Origin of the sequence: Candidatus Magnetominusculus xianensis (assembly GCA_001541255.1) — a bacterium.
GTDB lineage: Bacteria > Nitrospirota > Thermodesulfovibrionia > Thermodesulfovibrionales > Magnetobacteriaceae > Magnetominusculus > Magnetominusculus xianensis.
On sequence record LNQR01000001.1, the window covers coordinates 14381 to 30782 of the forward strand.

The 16402-nt window shown below is 46.4% G+C and carries 15 protein-coding genes; 12 read left to right on the forward strand and 3 right to left on the reverse strand.

Annotation, left to right across the window (positions count from 1 at the left end; genetic code table 11):
• Positions 1–161: 161 nt before the first annotated feature.
• From ASN18_RS00055 to ASN18_RS00075, 5 genes are all read left to right on the forward strand, one after another.
• Positions 162–704 carry an NADH peroxidase gene (locus ASN18_RS00055; RefSeq protein ID WP_085050554.1) on the forward strand — a complete coding sequence of 181 codons (543 nt, stop codon included), beginning with the start codon at positions 162–164 and terminating at the stop codon, positions 702–704.
• Positions 705–770: 66 nt separating this feature from the next.
• A complete protein-coding gene (locus ASN18_RS00060; RefSeq protein ID WP_085050555.1) occupies positions 771–2654 on the forward strand; it encodes a DUF294 nucleotidyltransferase-like domain-containing protein in 1884 nt (627 codons plus the stop codon).
• Positions 2648–3340 (forward strand): 3'-5' exonuclease, encoded by a 693-nt coding sequence (locus ASN18_RS00065; RefSeq protein ID WP_085050556.1) that lies wholly within the window; start codon positions 2648–2650, stop codon positions 3338–3340. Before ASN18_RS00060 ends, ASN18_RS00065 begins: the two co-directional genes overlap by 7 nt.
• Before the next feature lie 27 nt (positions 3341–3367).
• A complete protein-coding gene (locus tag ASN18_RS00070; protein ID WP_085050557.1) occupies positions 3368–3670 on the forward strand; it encodes a DUF485 domain-containing protein in 303 nt (100 codons plus the stop codon).
• A 3-nt stretch (positions 3671–3673) separates the two neighbouring features.
• Complete coding sequence (locus ASN18_RS00075; protein ID WP_085050558.1) at positions 3674–5371, forward strand: sodium:solute symporter family transporter; 1698 nt, start codon at positions 3674–3676, stop codon at positions 5369–5371.
• Between the two features lie 118 nt (positions 5372–5489).
• Here ASN18_RS00075 and ASN18_RS00080 read toward each other — a convergent pair whose 3' ends face one another.
• The 3 genes from ASN18_RS00080 to rpsO form a co-directional block, all read right to left on the reverse strand.
• On the reverse strand, positions 5490–6743 hold the full coding sequence (locus tag ASN18_RS00080; protein WP_085050559.1) for a M16 family metallopeptidase: 1254 nt from the start codon (positions 6741–6743) through the stop codon (positions 5490–5492).
• Between the two features lie 184 nt (positions 6744–6927).
• Entirely contained in the window at positions 6928–9030 is a 2103-nt protein-coding gene (gene pnp, locus ASN18_RS00085; RefSeq protein WP_085050560.1) for a polyribonucleotide nucleotidyltransferase, read from the reverse strand.
• A gap of 8 nt (positions 9031–9038) precedes the next feature.
• On the reverse strand, positions 9039–9308 hold the full coding sequence (gene rpsO, locus ASN18_RS00090; protein WP_085050561.1) for a 30S ribosomal protein S15: 270 nt from the start codon (positions 9306–9308) through the stop codon (positions 9039–9041).
• A 322-nt stretch (positions 9309–9630) separates the two neighbouring features.
• Between rpsO and ASN18_RS00095 the strand changes: the two genes are divergently transcribed.
• The 7 genes from ASN18_RS00095 to ASN18_RS00125 all read left to right on the forward strand — a co-directional run bounded on the left by ASN18_RS00095 (position 9631) and on the right by ASN18_RS00125 (position 16288).
• Entirely contained in the window at positions 9631–10158 is a 528-nt protein-coding gene (locus ASN18_RS00095) for a hypothetical protein (protein WP_085050562.1), read from the forward strand.
• Complete coding sequence (locus ASN18_RS00100) at positions 10155–10565, forward strand: hypothetical protein (RefSeq protein WP_236861388.1); 411 nt, start codon at positions 10155–10157, stop codon at positions 10563–10565. Before ASN18_RS00095 ends, ASN18_RS00100 begins: the two co-directional genes overlap by 4 nt.
• The gene (locus ASN18_RS00105; RefSeq protein WP_236861389.1) at positions 10546–11973 is read left to right on the forward strand and encodes a glycosyltransferase; all 1428 of its coding nucleotides are present in this window, start codon (positions 10546–10548) and stop codon (positions 11971–11973) included. Before ASN18_RS00100 ends, ASN18_RS00105 begins: the two co-directional genes overlap by 20 nt.
• A gap of 105 nt (positions 11974–12078) precedes the next feature.
• Positions 12079–13209, forward strand: a complete 1131-nt coding sequence (locus ASN18_RS00110; RefSeq protein WP_085050564.1) for a glycosyltransferase family 2 protein — start codon at positions 12079–12081, stop codon at positions 13207–13209.
• Positions 13202–14095: a glycosyltransferase family 2 protein gene (locus ASN18_RS00115; RefSeq protein ID WP_236861390.1), complete on the forward strand. Its 894-nt coding sequence runs from the start codon at positions 13202–13204 to the stop codon at positions 14093–14095. Before ASN18_RS00110 ends, ASN18_RS00115 begins: the two co-directional genes overlap by 8 nt.
• On the forward strand, positions 14092–14607 hold the full coding sequence (locus ASN18_RS00120; protein ID WP_085050566.1) for a glycosyltransferase family 9 protein: 516 nt from the start codon (positions 14092–14094) through the stop codon (positions 14605–14607). Before ASN18_RS00115 ends, ASN18_RS00120 begins: the two co-directional genes overlap by 4 nt.
• Complete coding sequence (locus ASN18_RS00125; RefSeq protein ID WP_085050567.1) at positions 14585–16288, forward strand: SGNH/GDSL hydrolase family protein; 1704 nt, start codon at positions 14585–14587, stop codon at positions 16286–16288. The genes ASN18_RS00120 and ASN18_RS00125 overlap by 23 nt, the downstream gene beginning before the upstream one ends.
• Positions 16289–16402 lie beyond the last annotated feature (114 nt).

A 16402-nucleotide genomic window follows, 5' to 3' on the forward strand; every position in this document is an offset into this window, starting at 1 on the left:
CGCTTATAGATTATAGTAGCATATTCAATTTTGAATTTAATACACTTGTGAATTAAATTAAACATATCTGGTATCGTCTGTGTGCTATATTTTTGTTGATTATGTCAGAGAGAATAGTCTATAGTTTTTGTCACAATAATTAATCTAAGGGGGTATTGTTTATGAAGAAATTTGTATGTACCGTATGTGGTTATGTGCATGAAGGGTCAGCGCCGCCGGATAAGTGTCCACACTGTGGGGCTGCTGCTGATAAATTCATCGAAAAGAGTTCAGAAGGTCTTCAGTGGGCAGACGAACACAGGATAGGTGTGGCAAAAGGCGTGGATGCAGAGATATTAGAAGGCCTCAGGGCCAACTTTATGGGAGAGTGTACAGAAGTAGGGATGTACCTTGCCATGAGCAGACAGGCCGACAGAGAGGGACTTCCAGAGGTTGCCGAGGCATACAAAAGGATAGCCTTTGAAGAGGCCGAGCACGCGGCCAGGTTTGCCGAACTCCTCGGTGAGGTATTAGTTGCAGACACGAAGGCAAATCTGAAAGCCCGTGTTGACGCTGAAAACGGCGCATGTAAAGGGAAAAAAGACCTTGCCACTAAGGCCAAACAGTTAAACCTCGATGCCATCCATGACACTGTACATGAAATGTGTAAAGATGAAGCACGTCACGGTCAGGCATTCGAGGGGTTGTTAAAGAGATATTTTTAATTCCAATCTGTACTAACACAGCGCAGGGGTAAGTCTTACTATGGGGCAAGTCTTAGCTGGGTCTTTGTGATCTTAGACGAGGTAGTGCTTTTTTTGCGAAAAGTGCCGCCCTTTCAGTTTCTTAGCGAAAGGGCACTCAGCGGCATGATTAAGGGTATAGCATCAGAGTTTTACCCGAAGGGAGCCGTAATTGCCAGAAAGGGCGGTCAGGGTGATGACTATCTGTACGTCATAAGAAAAGGCGGGGCAAAGAGGTCTTTAGACTATGGAGGGCAAGAGGTGTTAGTCGATTACAAGGGCGAAGGCGATGTATTCGGCTACCTTTCTCTCTTTGGCGAGGATGTGCCCTGGACCAACATCACGGCCATAGATGACACCATATGCTATCTGATGGGAAAGGACAGGATTAAAAACCTCATCGATACGGACGATGAGGCAAGGAAACTGTTCTCAAGGTCATTTTTACACACCTCTGATGCCGTTAAGCAAGACCAGTTTACCTATAGCTGCGGTGAAAAGATACTCTTTAGCACCCATGTTGGAGATGTGGCAAAGAGGAATCTTGCAACTGCCCCGGAGAACATATCCATCAAAGAGGCAGCCAGGATTATGACCGAACGTCACACTGGTTCCCTAATATTCCTCAATAAACAGGGCGCCCCTATCGGTATTGTTACTGACAGTGACATGCGCAACAAGGTAGTCGCACAGGGCATGGATGTAAACGCGCCGGTTAGTACAGTGATGAGCAGTGATCTGCACACTGTAGACGCCGGGGACTATTGCTACGAGGCAGTCCTAAAGATGGTCAAAAATAACATACACCATCTCGTGGTATTGAAAGAACAACACCTGTGGGGCATACTAACAAATCACGACCTGATGCTTTTGCAGGGCACCTCTGCACTTGCCATAGTACGAAATATTGAGAGCCAGTCATCTGTCAACGGGCTTATTCCCGTCTCCGGCAAGATAGACGGCGTCTACAACATGCTCCTTAGCGACGGTGCCAAGGCCAGTAATATCCTGAGAATCATCGCTGAGATAAATGACAGGCTCGTAAGAAAGGTAATAACGCTGACCGAAACAGAACTAGGTCCACCGCCGGTGGCCTATGCATGGATAGTTTATGGCAGTGAGGGCAGGAAAGAACAGACATTTAAGACCGACCAGGACAATGCGATTATCTATGGTGACCCAGCAGATGAACATGAAGCCCATGCCGCAAGGGACTATTTCTCACGTTTTTCGGCATTAGTGCGCGATGGTCTACTCAAAGTAGGCTTTCCGGCGTGCCCTGCCAACTACATGGCCTCTAATCCTATATGGCGTCAACCGCTTAAAATTTGGAAAAAGTATGCTATCAAATGGACTGCCACTCCTACGCCGAAGGCCGTTCTTAACACTGTAACGCTCTTTGACTCCAGGGCTATTTATGGAGATGAGAGCCTGTTAACGGCATTCAGACAGCGTCTTCAGTCCAATATAACCGACAACAGGCTGCTGCTTGGCAAAGCGGCAAGCCTCTCCATAAGAAACGCCCCACCGATTGGTTTCCTCAAGGCCTTTGTCGTTGAAAAAAGCGGCGAACACAAGGACATGCTAAATCTGAAAATAAAGGGAATCACACCGGTAGTTGACCTGCTCAGGCTGTTTACCCTTGAAAAAGGTCTCAGCATAACTCCCACGCTAAAACGCATAGAGGCGCTCATGGATACCCACTCCATAGTAAAAGAGTATGCCGAAGAGCTTGTCCATGCCTTTGAGTTTATCATGCTGCTGAGAATCCAGCACCAGTATGAAAAGATAAGAAAAGGTCTGCCGCCGGATAACTTTATCATGCCAGATAAACTGACAAATCTTCAGAAAAGAACAATCAAGGAGGCATTTCAAATCATAGCAAAAATACAGGCTACGGTCATAGAGCGCTACAGAGATATGATATGGTAAAGCGCCTCAACAGGCTGTTCAACCTCTCAAGGGGTAACAGTTACCGTAACGCCCAAATAGCATCCCATGACTTTGTATCAGTTGACCTTGAGCTTACCGGCCTTGATGACAAACGCGACGCTATACTCTCCATAGGCGCTGTAAAAATGGCAGGAGGCAAGATTCTCCTCTCAGAGTGTTTTTACAGGCTTATCAACCCCAAAATCCCATTTCACGGCCCAAGCATTACGATTCACGGCATTACACCGGCAGACGTTCACGCCTCAGACGGTATAGAGAAAGTGCTGCTGGAGTTCATCGATTTCTGCGGGGATGATATTATATTAGGGCACTGTGTGGAGATTGATATGGCCTTTTTAGGCAGGGAAATCAGAAAACTCACGGGAAGGCCGTTCAGAAACAAATCTGTGGACACTCTGGCCGTTTATAAATGGTTGTCACACAGACACTACCATGTGGATAACGCTCCAAGACACCCGTCACTTTATGAAATAGCCAAACATTTTTCCATATCAACTGAAATAGGCCATAACGCCATGATGGACGCCTACATAGCAGCCCAGCTTTTTCAACGCTTTACCCATGACCTTCAGCACTGTGGTGTACAAAAGATTGGCGATTTGCTGAGAATTGGAAATCCATCCAAAGGAGGTATACACACCCCGGGGGAGTTTAGTAATTTCTAATTACCTAAGACAAAAAGGAGGATGCACATGAGCAGCACCAGCTTCAATTATAAGGAAGACCCAGATTTCAAAAAACTCACAGGACAGAAATCCACTATATCTTTAGTGCTAACCATACTTGAACTTACATTCTACTTCGGGTTCATAGGACTGATAGCCTTTAACAAGCCATTTCTGTCATCCATGCTGACAGAGCGTATCACTATCGGGATTCCTATAGCCGTTGGTGTTATTGTGATGTCGTGGATATTGACCGGGATTTATGTTCGCTGGGCAAATAACACCTATGACGTGCTGGTAAAGAAAGTAAGAGATAAGGTGGAGGGATAAGGCATGGCACAGTCAATCATTGGGCAGGTTCATCCGGTCTCAATAACGTTTTTTTTGTTGTTTGTAGTCAGCACTCTGGGCATCACATATTGGGCAGCAAAGCGGACAAGGACGACGAAGGAGTTTTACGCAGCAGGAAGGAGCATCACAGGGTTTCAAAACGGCCTGGCGCTGGCGGGGGACTATATGAGTGCCGCCTCGTTTTTAGGAATCGCCGGACTGGTTTCAACAAAGGGCTATGACGGTCTGATATACTCGGTTGGCTGGCTTGTAGGCTGGCCGATAATCATGTTTCTGATAGCAGAGCCGCTGCGCAATCTGGGCAAGTACACATTTGCTGACGTAGTCGCCTTCCGGCTAAAGCGTATGCCTATCAGGACGTCGGCTGCTGCTGGGTCACTAGTCACCGTGTTATTTTATCTGATAGCCCAGATGGTTGGGGCAGGCACACTGATAAAGCTGATGTTTGGGCTTCCTTATGAATGGGCAATAATAATAGTAGGGTGCCTGATGATAGCCTACGTACTATTTGGCGGTATGCTGGCCACCACATGGGTGCAAATCATCAAGGCAGTACTTTTACTTGGAGGGGCTACTTTACTGGTAATTATGACACTGTCCAAGTTTGGGTTTAATTATGGGGCGCTCTTTGGCACTGCCGCAGAAAAATATGGGCCAGAGTTCCTCCAGCCTGGAGGACTTATTACAAGTCCAATTGATGCGTTTTCTCTGGGACTTGCCCTGATGTTCGGCACCGCAGGTCTCCCTCATATACTCATGAGGTTTTACACAGTGCCAGACGCCAAAGAAGCAAGAAAATCGGTCTTCTATGCCACGGGGTTCATCGGCTACTTTTATATCCTGACGGTGACAATAGGCTTTGGCGCCGCAGTGATAGTAGGCAAGAAAGTTATAATGGCCATAGACAAGGGCGGTAATATGGCAGCCCCTCTCCTTGCCGAGGCACTTGGCGGTCATGTGTTTCTTGGATTTCTGGCCGCTGTAGCATTTGCTACAATATTGGCAGTAGTGGCCGGCTTAACGCTGGCCGGTGCTTCAGCGCTGTCTCACGACCTCTATGTGGGTGTAATAAGAAGAGGCCAATCCAATGAAAATGATGAGGTAAAGGTTGCAAAGTTGGCCACAATCGGGCTTGGTGTTTCTGCAATGCTGCTAGGCATACTGTTTAAGGGGCAGAATGTGGCCTTTATGGTAGGGCTTGCCTTTGCAGTGGCGGCCAGCGCAAACTTCCCGGCGCTTGTCATGTCTATAATGTGGAAAAACTTCTCTACCAAGGGCGCTGTTGCCAGCATCTGGACAGGTCTTATTCTGGCAACCGGGCTAATTATCATAAGCCCGACAGTGTGGGTTGACGTATTCCACTCAAAAGAAAAGGCCGCCATAGAAAAGCAAATAACCGAGTCTGAGACACAGTCAAAGGCTAAGGTAGAAGAACTCGAAAAGGCCGCCGCTGACCCAAAGGCCATCTCCGAGGAGAAGGCCCAACTGGACGCCAAGAAAAAGGAAATCAGCGCTCAAATGCCGAAGGCACTGTTTCCTCTTAAAAACCCGGGGCTGATATCCATGGGCGCTGCCTTTTTAACAGGTATTTTAGTGTCGCTGATGTCGAGAGAGCCTGAAGCGCAGGAAAAGTTCGAAAAGGAAAAACTTCGGGCTTATATTGGTATCGGCGCAGAGTAGTCATTGGTATCGTATTTTAGATGGGGTGCAGGGGACAAGTTCCCTGCCGGGAGTTTGAGGGCAGAGCCCTCATTCTTCAAAATCGACTGGGAGAAGCAGCCCTTCTCCCAGCTTTAATTTAACAAATCCCTTTCAGGGCGCTCAAGGAGGCCGGACCCAGCAGTGTTATCACCTTTTTGGACGGATGTAAGAAGCCGTCTATGACATCACAGATATCTGAGAGTTTTACCTTATCAATGCCCCTTATGATTGCCTGTGGCGGGTAGTATCTTCCATAGTATATCTCCTGTCTGGCTATGTTTTGCATCCTGCCAGAGGAGGATTCCATGTTAAGCAGGATGTTACCCTTTAACTGGCTCTTTGCCCTTTGGAGTTCCTTTTCTGTTAATGTGTCTTTCAGGGACTTTATTTCGTTTAATATCGTCTCAATGACTTCTACATATTTCTTTTTTCCAGTTGCCGCAAATATCCCAAACACACCTGTGTCATGGTATGACGACAAAAATGAGTATATCGTATAGGCAAGTCCACGGTTTTCCCTGATCTCCTGAAAAAGCCGCGAGCTTACACCAGCGCCAAGTATCGTGTTTAACAATAAAAATGGATAGCGCAGCATACTGTCCTGCTTTACACCCTTTACACCTATACACAAATGCACCTCTGACAAGTCCTTCTTATGGACTTTAACACAACTGTTAAACTGCGCCGGTTGCTCCTCTTTGACTATTACCTGCTCTTTAGACTTATTTTTTTGAAATCCCAGCTTTTCATTAAACTGCCTTAATATAGATTCATAATCGATATTGCCAGCGGCGGAGATTACAATATCATTTACCCCATAGTGATTATCCATATGCCTTACAAGGTCACCGCGCTCCAGTAGGTTCACCGTATCCTGAGTACCCAGTATATTCATTCCAAGGCCGTCTTTCCCCCATATATCCTCGTAAAACAGGTCATGGATGTATTCATCAGGGGTGTCTTCAACCATCTTTATCTCTTCGCCGATTATCTCCTGTTCCTTTTTTATGTCATCTTCCTGTAACAGTGAATTTAGATATATGTCAGAGAGTATGTCTATGCCCTGGCCAGTGAAATCTTTCAGGAGTTTTACGTAGAATGTGGTGTTTTCTCTGGACGTAAAGGCGTTGATGTCGCCGCCTATTGAGTCAATTTCTATTGCGATGTCCTTCTGTGTACGATGTTTTGTGCCCTTAAAAAGCATATGCTCAACGAAATGGGATATCCCGTTTTTGTCCAGCCGTTCATATCTCGCCCCAATCTTAACCCATATACCCATTGATACGGAGCGCACACCTGTCATCCGCTCCATTACTACCGGGATGCCGTTATCTAAAAAACCTTTTCTCAAGTTTCTCCCCTCTGAATTCTATTTAATAAAAAAAAGGGATAATAGATTATCCCTCATCTTTACCTATGCCGCATATTTATTAATGGTCTCATAACCAACATGAAGAATGAGGGCTCTGCCCTCAAACTCCCGGCAGGGAACCTGTCCCCTGCACCCCATCTAACGGGGCTTCGCCCCTTTGAATCTAGGTTGCAGTTTGTTTAGCAGCGTCTTTCATAGCTTCTTTACGGCTCAGTTTTATTTTGCCAGCCCTGTCTATCTCTATTACCTTTACCACAACCTCATCGTCCTCTTTAAGCTCGTCGGTTACCTTGTTGACACGTTTGTCAGAGATTTGCGATATGTGTAAAAGCCCGTCCGTACCCGGGAGGATTTCTACGAAGGCGCCGAAGTCCATTATCTTCTTGACCTTGCCCGTGTATATGCGCCCAACCTGAGCGTCTTCGACTATGCCCTCTACGATTGCCCTTGCCTTTGACAGCGAGGCCTCGTCGTTTGAGGCTATGGTGACAATCCCCTCATCATTTATGTCTATCTTCACGCCCGTTTGCTCGATGATTCCCTTGATTACCTTGCCGCCTGAGCCGATTACGTCTTTTATCTTCTCAGCCTTTATTTTCATCTGGAATATCCTCGGTGCGTTCTTCGACAAGTCAGCGCGCGGTGCAGCGATTGCCTCACTTATCTTACCCAGTATGTGCAGCCTGCCAAGTCTTGCCTTTTCGAGTGCACCGATCATTATCTCTCTGCTGACACCTTTTATCTTTACATCCATTTGAAATGCAGTTATCCCTGTCGTAGTGCCTGACACCTTGAAATCCATATCTCCGAAGTGGTCCTCAAGACCTAATATATCAGTCAGCACCACAACCTTTTCGCCTTCTTTGATAAGCCCCATCGCAATGCCAGCAACAGGCGCCTTTATCGGCACACCGGCATCCATCAGGGCAAGCGTTGACCCGCATACCGAGGCCATCGACGACGACCCGTTGGACTCCAATATGTCTGACACGATGCGTATCGTGTATGGAAACTCATCAGCACCAGGGAGGACTGCCTTAATAGAGCGTTCAGCCAGTGCCCCATGTCCTATTTCTCTTCTACCGGGGGACCTCAACGGCTTCACCTCGCCAACACTAAACGGCGGGAAGTTATAGTGAAGCATAAAGGACTTGTATGTATCGCCGTCGAGTGAGTCTACCCTTTGCTCGTCAGACGATGTCCCCAGGGTTACAGCGACAAGGGCCTGCGTCTCACCCCTTACAAACAGTGCAGAGCCGTGAGCACGCGGAAGCATGTTCAGATGACAGTCTATTTTTCTGACTTCATCCGTACCTCTGCCGTCTGCCCTTATGCCTTCGTTTAGGATTGAGTTTCTTACGAGGTCTTGCTCCAAGTGTTCGAAATATTTCGCGATTTCCCTGACATTGACTTCGGGGTCGGCGGTAGTCAGATGTTTGATTGTCTCATCGAGAATACCATCGAGGGTCTTTTGTCGTTTAAGTTTATCAGGGATTCTAATCGATTCCTGCATCTTTGCAATACAAGATTCTTTTACTGATGCGGCAAGGGCCTCGTTTTCTTTGACCTCGGCCACGGCGCGCTTTGGTTTGCCGACTTTCTCACGTAAAAGGTTTTGAGCGCCGATTATTTTTTTGATCTCTTCGTGGGCGCGGTCTATTGCCGCCACAAGCACATCTTCCGGTATTTCAAAACCGCCGCCTTCTACCATAGTCACGGCGTCAGCCGTGCCAGCAACAACCAGCGCCAAATCAAGCGAGGCCATCTCATCAAATCCGGGATTGATGACAATATTTCCATCAAGACGCCCTACCCTGACAGCCGCAACCGCGTCCTCAAACGGGATGTCTGAGATAAGTAACGCAGCCGATATTGCCGTTATGCCAAGTATGTCTGCAATGTTCTCATCGCCATAGGAAAGCACCGAGACGATGCCCTGCGTCTCTGAATTAAACCCCTTTTTGAACAACGGCCTTATTGGTCTGTCGATAAGGCGTGAGGTGAGGACTTCTTTTTCTGACAGCCTGCCCTCTCGTTTCAAAAATCCACCCGGTATCTTACCGGCAGCATATGCCTTTTCGATATAATCTATCGTCAGTGGAAAGAAATCCTTTCCTTCGACGGTTGTCCTAGAGGCTACAGCGGTTGCCAGCACCATCGTATCACCATACCTGGCAACGACGGAACCATCCGCCTGCTTGGCTATAAGCCCTGTCTCCAATATCAGATTCTTTTCGCTGATTATGACGTCTGTAGATGTCAATATTTTCTCCTCTATTTTCTAATTCCTAACCGTTCGATTAGCGATTTATAACGTTTTATGTCTGTTGTTTTCAGATAGTCGAGGAGTTTTTTTCTCCTTGCAACTATCTTTAGAAGTCCACGCCGCGAGTGATGGTCTTTCGTATGGGTCTTGAAATGCTCGGACAAGTACTTCATTCTGTCGCTCAAGAGGGCTATCTGGACTTCCGGTGAGCCAGTATCCTTCTCATGTATCTTGTAATCCTTGATCATCGTATGCTTAGTCTCTTTCGTTTGAGACACAGTATCACCCCTTTTATTTATTAGTTGTATGCCTCGTTACATAGTACTGCCAGCATCTTACTAAGACTAACATATTCGATATAAATATGTAAAGAAACCGCTGCAAATTAATTTATTTTACTATCACCACCACAATCTTCTGCTGTGAATTCAATTTTTTTTGAGCAGCCTCCCGTCGTACCACGTGCTGTCCAGCGTATAATTTTCCTTGACCCAGTCAGGAATGCCAACCGGGCTTATGTACATTGCACACAGATAGTTTATATAATAGTACATGTGGCGGCGGTTGCGCTCAAAGACTCAGGCAGCGGCTTGTTTGTGAATGAAAAATTTAGACCTATCGGATTTGGGAAAGGGAGAAATCCCTGCTTTGACAAGGCATTTTGGTTCAATATTGGCCGAATGTGCGGCGGTGTGCCTTGAAGAGCAGGGGAATTACACTGGTGTTGGATTAAAAGTCGAGGGCGATTACGAGGAATTATTTAAACTCACGCTGCCGGAGGTTACACAGCAGATGAGAAATTGTTATAATGATAGGGAGGTGGCAACTGAGCATGGTGCATATGGGGTGGCAATTATGCTGATTCTTTCTCTGACTGAATATACGATTATTGAAAGATCGAGAAAGGGCACTGCCTTTGACTATTGGTTAGGAAAGAAGGGTGATAATTATCTTTTCAATAATCGGGCACGTCTGGAAGTGTCGGGAATACGTAAAGGTGACGACAGCGATATAATAAACAGATCAAGGATTAAAATAATACGTTTAATAAAACAGATAGAATCAATTCCAACTTTTATAATAATTGTAGAGTTCAGTAAGCCAAAGTCAAATATAAAGAAACTATGAACGAAGTGATGACAACGCATAGAAAGGCTATGGATTACGCAGAGGAGGCCTTTTACTTTAAGCTCAAAGGAAACCCTGAGAGAGCGAAGGAGTTGTTTTTGCTTGCGTTTGAGTTAGAGCGAGAGGCGGCGGAATCATATAAAGAATCTGCGGTTGAGCCAACGAGGTCTGTCTTATATCGCAGTGCAGCAACTCTTGCCTTTGATTGTGATGATTTTATTGAAGCGAAACGTTTAGCCGAAACTGCGCTCTCAGGCAGCCCACCAGAAGAAATCGCGCAGGAATTAATTGATTTACTTAGAGAAATATATTTTAAATGCCATCCCGACGAAGAAGGCGGCCTTCCAATAGAGTCAATCCTATTAAGAGGGGAAATGGCTGCTGCCAGTGAACCCGAACATATTTAATACTTATACACATAGTCGCATCAAATACTATGACGCGCTGGCCCGCCGTGCTGACAGCACTCCAGGACTTGGCAGGTACTATCGCCGCAGGGTCATAGAGATTTACAGGCAGTTAGTTGGTGAGGGGCTTAGGGTCATCGAACTCGGCTCGGCACAAGGGGAGCTGCTCTCGGCACTGAAGCCATCCTATGGAGTTGGCGTAGATTTCTCAGAGGAGATGGTAAAGCGCGCCCGTGCCTCGTATCCCCACATTAACTTCATATGCAGCGACGCACATTTTCTCAATATAGAAGAGAAATTCGATGTAGTTATCCTCTCAGACCTGCTTCATGACTTGTGGGACGTAGAGGCAGTGTTTAATCAAATATCAAGGCTTACCGCGCCGCACACAAGGATAATGATTAATGTATACAGCCGCCTTTGGGAGATGCCCCTGAAGTTGGCCTCTGCTCTGGGATTGACTCATCCGCGCATAGAGCAAAACTGGCTCACGGTGGAGGATATTTCAAATATGCTCTACCTGCAGGACTTCGAGCTCATCGCACGCAGACGCGAGATACTGTGGCCAATGCCAGGGCTGCTCATAAGCAGTCTCTTAAATCGCGGTCTTGTCAAGACGTGGCCCATTAGTGAGTTTGCGCTGTCGAATTTTATTGTCTGCCGCCCTATGCCGGAGAAAATCGATGTTCAGCCAGTTGTATCAGTAGTAGTCCCGGCCCGGAATGAGGCCGGGAATATTGCGTCTATTTTCGAGAGGACGCCCCAGATGGGAAAATCTACAGAGTTAATCTTCGTAGAAGGCCACTCCACTGACAACACATACGAGGTTATCACAGATGAAATTTTAAAACACCCTGACGTAAATGCAAGCGTCTACCGGCAGAGCGGCAAGGGCAAGGGCGACGCCGTGCGCCTCGGTTTTGAGCGGGCAGCAGGGGATGTCCTGATGATTCTCGATGCCGATATGACAGTAGCCCCCGAAGACCTGCCCAGATTTTACCATGCCATCTACACAGGCAAGGGTGAGTTCATAAACGGCGTCCGGCTTGTTTACTCAATGGAGGACAACGCAATGCGCTTTTTTAATCAAATCGGGAATAAGTTTTTCAGCCTTGCCTTTTCGTGGCTCTTAGGGCAGCCGATAAAAGATACCCTCTGCGGCACTAAGGTTATTCGAAAAAAAGATTACGAAAAAATCGCCTTAAACAGGCCGTACTTCGGCGACTTTGACCCCTTTGGCGACTTTGACATGCTTTTCGGCGCAGCCAAATTAAACCTGAAAATCGTCGAAATGCCCATCAGATACAGACAGCGCACATACGGCACCACAAACATCCAACGCTGGCGCCACGGCTGGATGCTCCTGAAAATGGTGCTATTTGCCGCAAGCCGCATTAAGTTCGTATAAAGTAAACCTCTCCTGCTGTGAAAATTTGATCATCGGCAATACTGTCCAAAATGCTTTGCATAATCTACATATACTGTGTTAGAATTTCTCTAAACACTGCCGACTATGAAACCACAGACTGCCGTCATAATTTGCAACTGGAACAAGAAGGACTACCTGTTACAGTGCATTGATTCGGTATTAAACCAGACATACCGGGCAATCGACGTCTATGTCGTGGATAATGCCTCTGATGACGGCTCTGCAGGGGCGGTCAAAGACACATACGGTAGTACGGTTAAACTTATCGAAAATGAAACGAACATGGGCGGCTCCGGCGGCTTTAATACGGGGATTACTGCCGCCATGCACTCAGACTATGAATTTCTGCATCTCCTTGACAACGACACAAGGGCCGAATCTGACGCCATTGAAACCCTCGTTGACTTTATGATTAAACACCCGGAGGCCGCTATTGCCGGTTCCAAACTCTACTATATGGACGGCACGCCCGGCACTGTTCAGGAGTTCGGTGCATGGCTTGACTGGCAGGCTGCGTTTATCAGACCAAATAGAAAAAACTATTCAGAAACGGCTCACGGCGAGTTGAACGATGACATAGAGGTTGACTACGTACCGGCGTGTTCGCTTATCGTGCGAACAGGGGCCGTCAAAAAAACCGGACTTCTCGACGAAAGTTATTTCCTCTACTGGGACGATATGGACTGGGCTTGGAGAATGAAATTAAATGGATATAAAATCTTTGCAGCGGCCAAATCCAAAGTCTCACACGCGATGAGTATATCAAGTAAAAAAAATCTCCTCACTACATACTATTTTTGGAGAAACAGGGTGAGGTTCTTCAGGAAATACGGGACTACCGCAACAATCGAAGCCTTGCTTGATGACTGCTTTACGGCCATATATACTTGTACTGCGTTTAATAAAACGAATACTAAGGAGATAATCTACCGTGCGGTCATTGACGGACTCAAAGACATCGGCAGCAGGGCCGATTTTAAAAATAATGCCCCTGAACTTATATTGGACTCACCTGCCGTACTAACAATGAATAACGCAAGCCCGGTCAGCGTAGGTCATGTGATTTTAGACGCAGATGCTGTTGATGACACAGTCACCTATATTGACGGCTATGGAAACACCATAGCAGCGGCTGAGGCGTGGAAACTTAAGCTGGCCTACCCTGCCGCTAAAGCTGGGTTTATTGATGAGCTAAGGAGGCAAAATCTTGTCTGAGAGCAATACACCCCTTGTCAGCGCCGTAATAGTTTCCTATAACCGGAGGGATGACCTGCGTGAAACACTTCAAATGCTCTGCCAGCAGAATTATAAAAATATAGAGATAATCGTCGTTGACAATGCCTCTGCCGATGGCACAGATGAGATGATTGGCGGCTTAGGGCTGTCAAATCTGCGGCTCATTCAGATGGAGAAAAACTTAGGCGTAAAGGCGTATAACATGGGGTTTGAGGCAGCACGAGGGGAATATATTCTGATTCTTGACGATGATTCTTTCCCAGCCCATAACGCACTTGAAAGAATGATAGATAAATTTAACCGCTATCCCGCCATTGGCATAATCTCTTTTACCGTAAAAGACTATTCGACATTTAAGGATTCACCTGACGTAACAGACTCAAACGAACAGGAGCCAGCCTTCAGCGACGACTACATAATGTCATTTCACGGGGCGGGTGCCGGTGTCCGCCGAGAGGTACTTAAAAAGGCAGGCGGCTATCCAGAGGAATTCTTCCTGTATTTTAACGAGACCGACATGGCCCTTCGCGTCTGGAACGCGGGCTTCAGAATCGAGAGTTTCCCTGACATCGTCTGTTTCCATAAGAGTTCCCAAATCAACAGGACATCAACGCGCGGGCCGTTTTACTATACCAGAAATATATTCTGGGTGATATGGAAAAATTACCCGGGCGTGTTGATGTGGAAGGCTACGTTGTTGATGCTCTATTATGTGTTTTATTATTCCTTCGAGCAGCGCACTTTAATATATATCAGGGCACTTTTTGACGCGGTCATTAACGCTGGTAAAATTACACGCTCCCCAATTCAAATTGCAAAGAGGTTCAGAATGCACTATAAGACCCCTTTTACGATGTACAGATGATGAAAAACATCCTCGTCATCAGGTGTACAAATCTCCAGCACCTTGACAAGGTGTTTTCTAAGCTCAGGACAGAATTCCCGGGCGCAAAGACCGCCCTTCTTACTCATCGGCACGGCGCGCTTCAGGCGGCTGACTACACTGATACTGTCATTGTCTATCCATACATAGAAAACTACGGTTTTTTCCGCAGAGTTAAATCACTGAATGACATGGGCTTCGACGCAATAGTAGTACCGGTTGGAAACGTAAGCGGCTCAGGGTTTTTAAACGTATTCCTGTTCACGCTGACAATTAAGGCCAGGTCGCGTTTTATGTGCAATCTGCCGCTTGAGCTTAAACCCCTGTCCAGATTAAAAATCATAGGTCTGATGCTTAGAAACAGCTTATACACGCTGGCCTCACTGGTACTGTCGGCGGCGGCAGGCGCCATATTATTGGTTGGCTGGCCTGTGTTTGCTCTATTGACCAAGGGCAGGAAGAAAGGTCAAATTGCCACAAAAAACAAATACTAACTCTACCCAAATAATCTTGTTCTGGCTGCCACATGCTGCCGTTATTGCCGCCCTGTTGTCCTTTTCGCTGATGTATTTTTTTCATATATACGATAAAGTCTTCAGCGGCGGTTCGTCTAAGTGGTTAACAGCAGCCAGGGCATTGCTGCTGATTAGTGTAAGTTTGCTGGTTTCTTATGTTATATTCGCCATTTCATCAAAAAAGCATAGAAATGAAATCGTTGCAAACTCTATATTCATAATAGTGTTTTATACCTCGTGCATATACATTGCAGAGTACATAGTTCCATTTGAGCCGCTTCCTCCGTTTGAATATTCACTGGAGGTGTACTCCAAATCTCAGATAACCCTTCAGCGTCTCATTGGGCGGCGTCTGACCATAAAAGATACGCGTTTCCGTGGGGCGGTACATCGTGAATCGTTTAATTCAACCGGCTGGCCGGACAAGGAACGCCTGCCTGCTGAGGCTGGTAAGCGGCAGATTGTCTTTATCGGGGATTCATTCCTGCAGGTGCGCTCCACTAATAATGCCGCATGGCTTGTCGAAGAAAAATTAAAACCCGCAGACAAGGACATCGAGATAATAAACATCTCACAGGACGATACAGACCCGCTGGACTATCGTTTCAGATTTTACGAGTTTGCGTTTGACTATAACCCGGCTCACATTGTTATATTTCTCTGTCTCGCAAACGATCTTGATATTAACTATAAATACACTCCGTACAAACACGAGCCATTTTATGTCTCAGACCAGGCGGTATTATATCTGGCATCAAGAGTAGAAAGGGGTGTGTTACGCGAGTTGATTCGCCTGAAAAACACAAACGTACTATTTACAGACAAAGGCAGCCTCATTAATGCCTTAAGGCCGTTTAAGCTGCCGGTTAATAAGCTCAATTTCATATATCTTGCCGTTGCTGCCCACAGCAGCGCATCACATGGGAAAGCATTCCCGCTTGAGGGCAGCTTCCCAAAGCTGCTTGCCGCCTTCTGCCAACTATGGCAGGACAGGGTAAGCGGCACACCTCCATCTATAAAGGCAAAACTTGCCGCTAAAGAAGATTACAGGAAATATGTAAGGTGCTATTCGCTGCCCAAAGAACAGCGCCTTGTCGCTGTTGCAAAACTCATTGCAAAACAGGACAATCCAGAATTAATTATCAGCAAACTCAGCCTCTTAGATGAAAAATTCCTTACTGAGTTCCTGCAAGAGCCAGACATGACATATGTATCTTTTCCAGCCATAGAAAAATTTGTTTACAACAAACCGGCCAGCTTTGACCAGTCTTCAACACAGGCCGTTACAGAGGCCGTAGATAATTACATGTTACTATTCATAGAGCTGCAGAATGAGGCCGTCAGAAGAAATGTCGGGCTTACGTTTGTACTTATCCCGGAGGCATCATTGATTGACGAAGAGTACTATAATTTTTGGCTGCCTCTGATTGATTTTCGCAAAAAACTTGGAAATGTTCACTCATTAGGGATGGGGCTGTCGTCACGCCTTCCCGCCGCCGCTCAAACTATCAACCTCAACAATTATAAGAATGACTTTAATATGGGGTATTGGCACTTTGACGGCCACTGGAATGACAAAGGCAACGAAGCTGCAGCCGCCATAGTCTCCTCATATTTAAAAACAGCCAACGCAGTGCGCGCCTACGGCGTCATACAATAGTGTCTAATTGCATAAGTCTACGATAGTATCTGTACCGGTTTTCTGGCCATAAATCCTTCATATCAGGAAGTATATCACATATCGCTTATTTAACACTACTTTGATTATTATAAC

What these genes read in the sequence shown, in the direction of transcription:
- ASN18_RS00055 (WP_085050554.1), top strand. Translation starts at nt 162, where the DNA reads ATGAAGAAATTTGTATGTACCGTATGTGGTTATGTGCATGAAGGGTCA.
- ASN18_RS00065 (WP_085050556.1), top strand. Translation starts at nt 2,648, where the DNA reads ATGGTAAAGCGCCTCAACAGGCTGTTCAACCTCTCAAGGGGTAACAGT.
- ASN18_RS00070 (WP_085050557.1), top strand. Translation starts at nt 3,368, where the DNA reads ATGAGCAGCACCAGCTTCAATTATAAGGAAGACCCAGATTTCAAAAAA.
- ASN18_RS00075 (WP_085050558.1), top strand. Translation starts at nt 3,674, where the DNA reads ATGGCACAGTCAATCATTGGGCAGGTTCATCCGGTCTCAATAACGTTT.
- ASN18_RS00095 (WP_085050562.1), top strand. Translation starts at nt 9,631, where the DNA reads ATGAAAAATTTAGACCTATCGGATTTGGGAAAGGGAGAAATCCCTGCT.
- ASN18_RS00100 (WP_236861388.1), top strand. Translation starts at nt 10,155, where the DNA reads ATGAACGAAGTGATGACAACGCATAGAAAGGCTATGGATTACGCAGAG.
- ASN18_RS00110 (WP_085050564.1), top strand. Translation starts at nt 12,079, where the DNA reads ATGAAACCACAGACTGCCGTCATAATTTGCAACTGGAACAAGAAGGAC.
- ASN18_RS00120 (WP_085050566.1), top strand. Translation starts at nt 14,092, where the DNA reads ATGATGAAAAACATCCTCGTCATCAGGTGTACAAATCTCCAGCACCTT.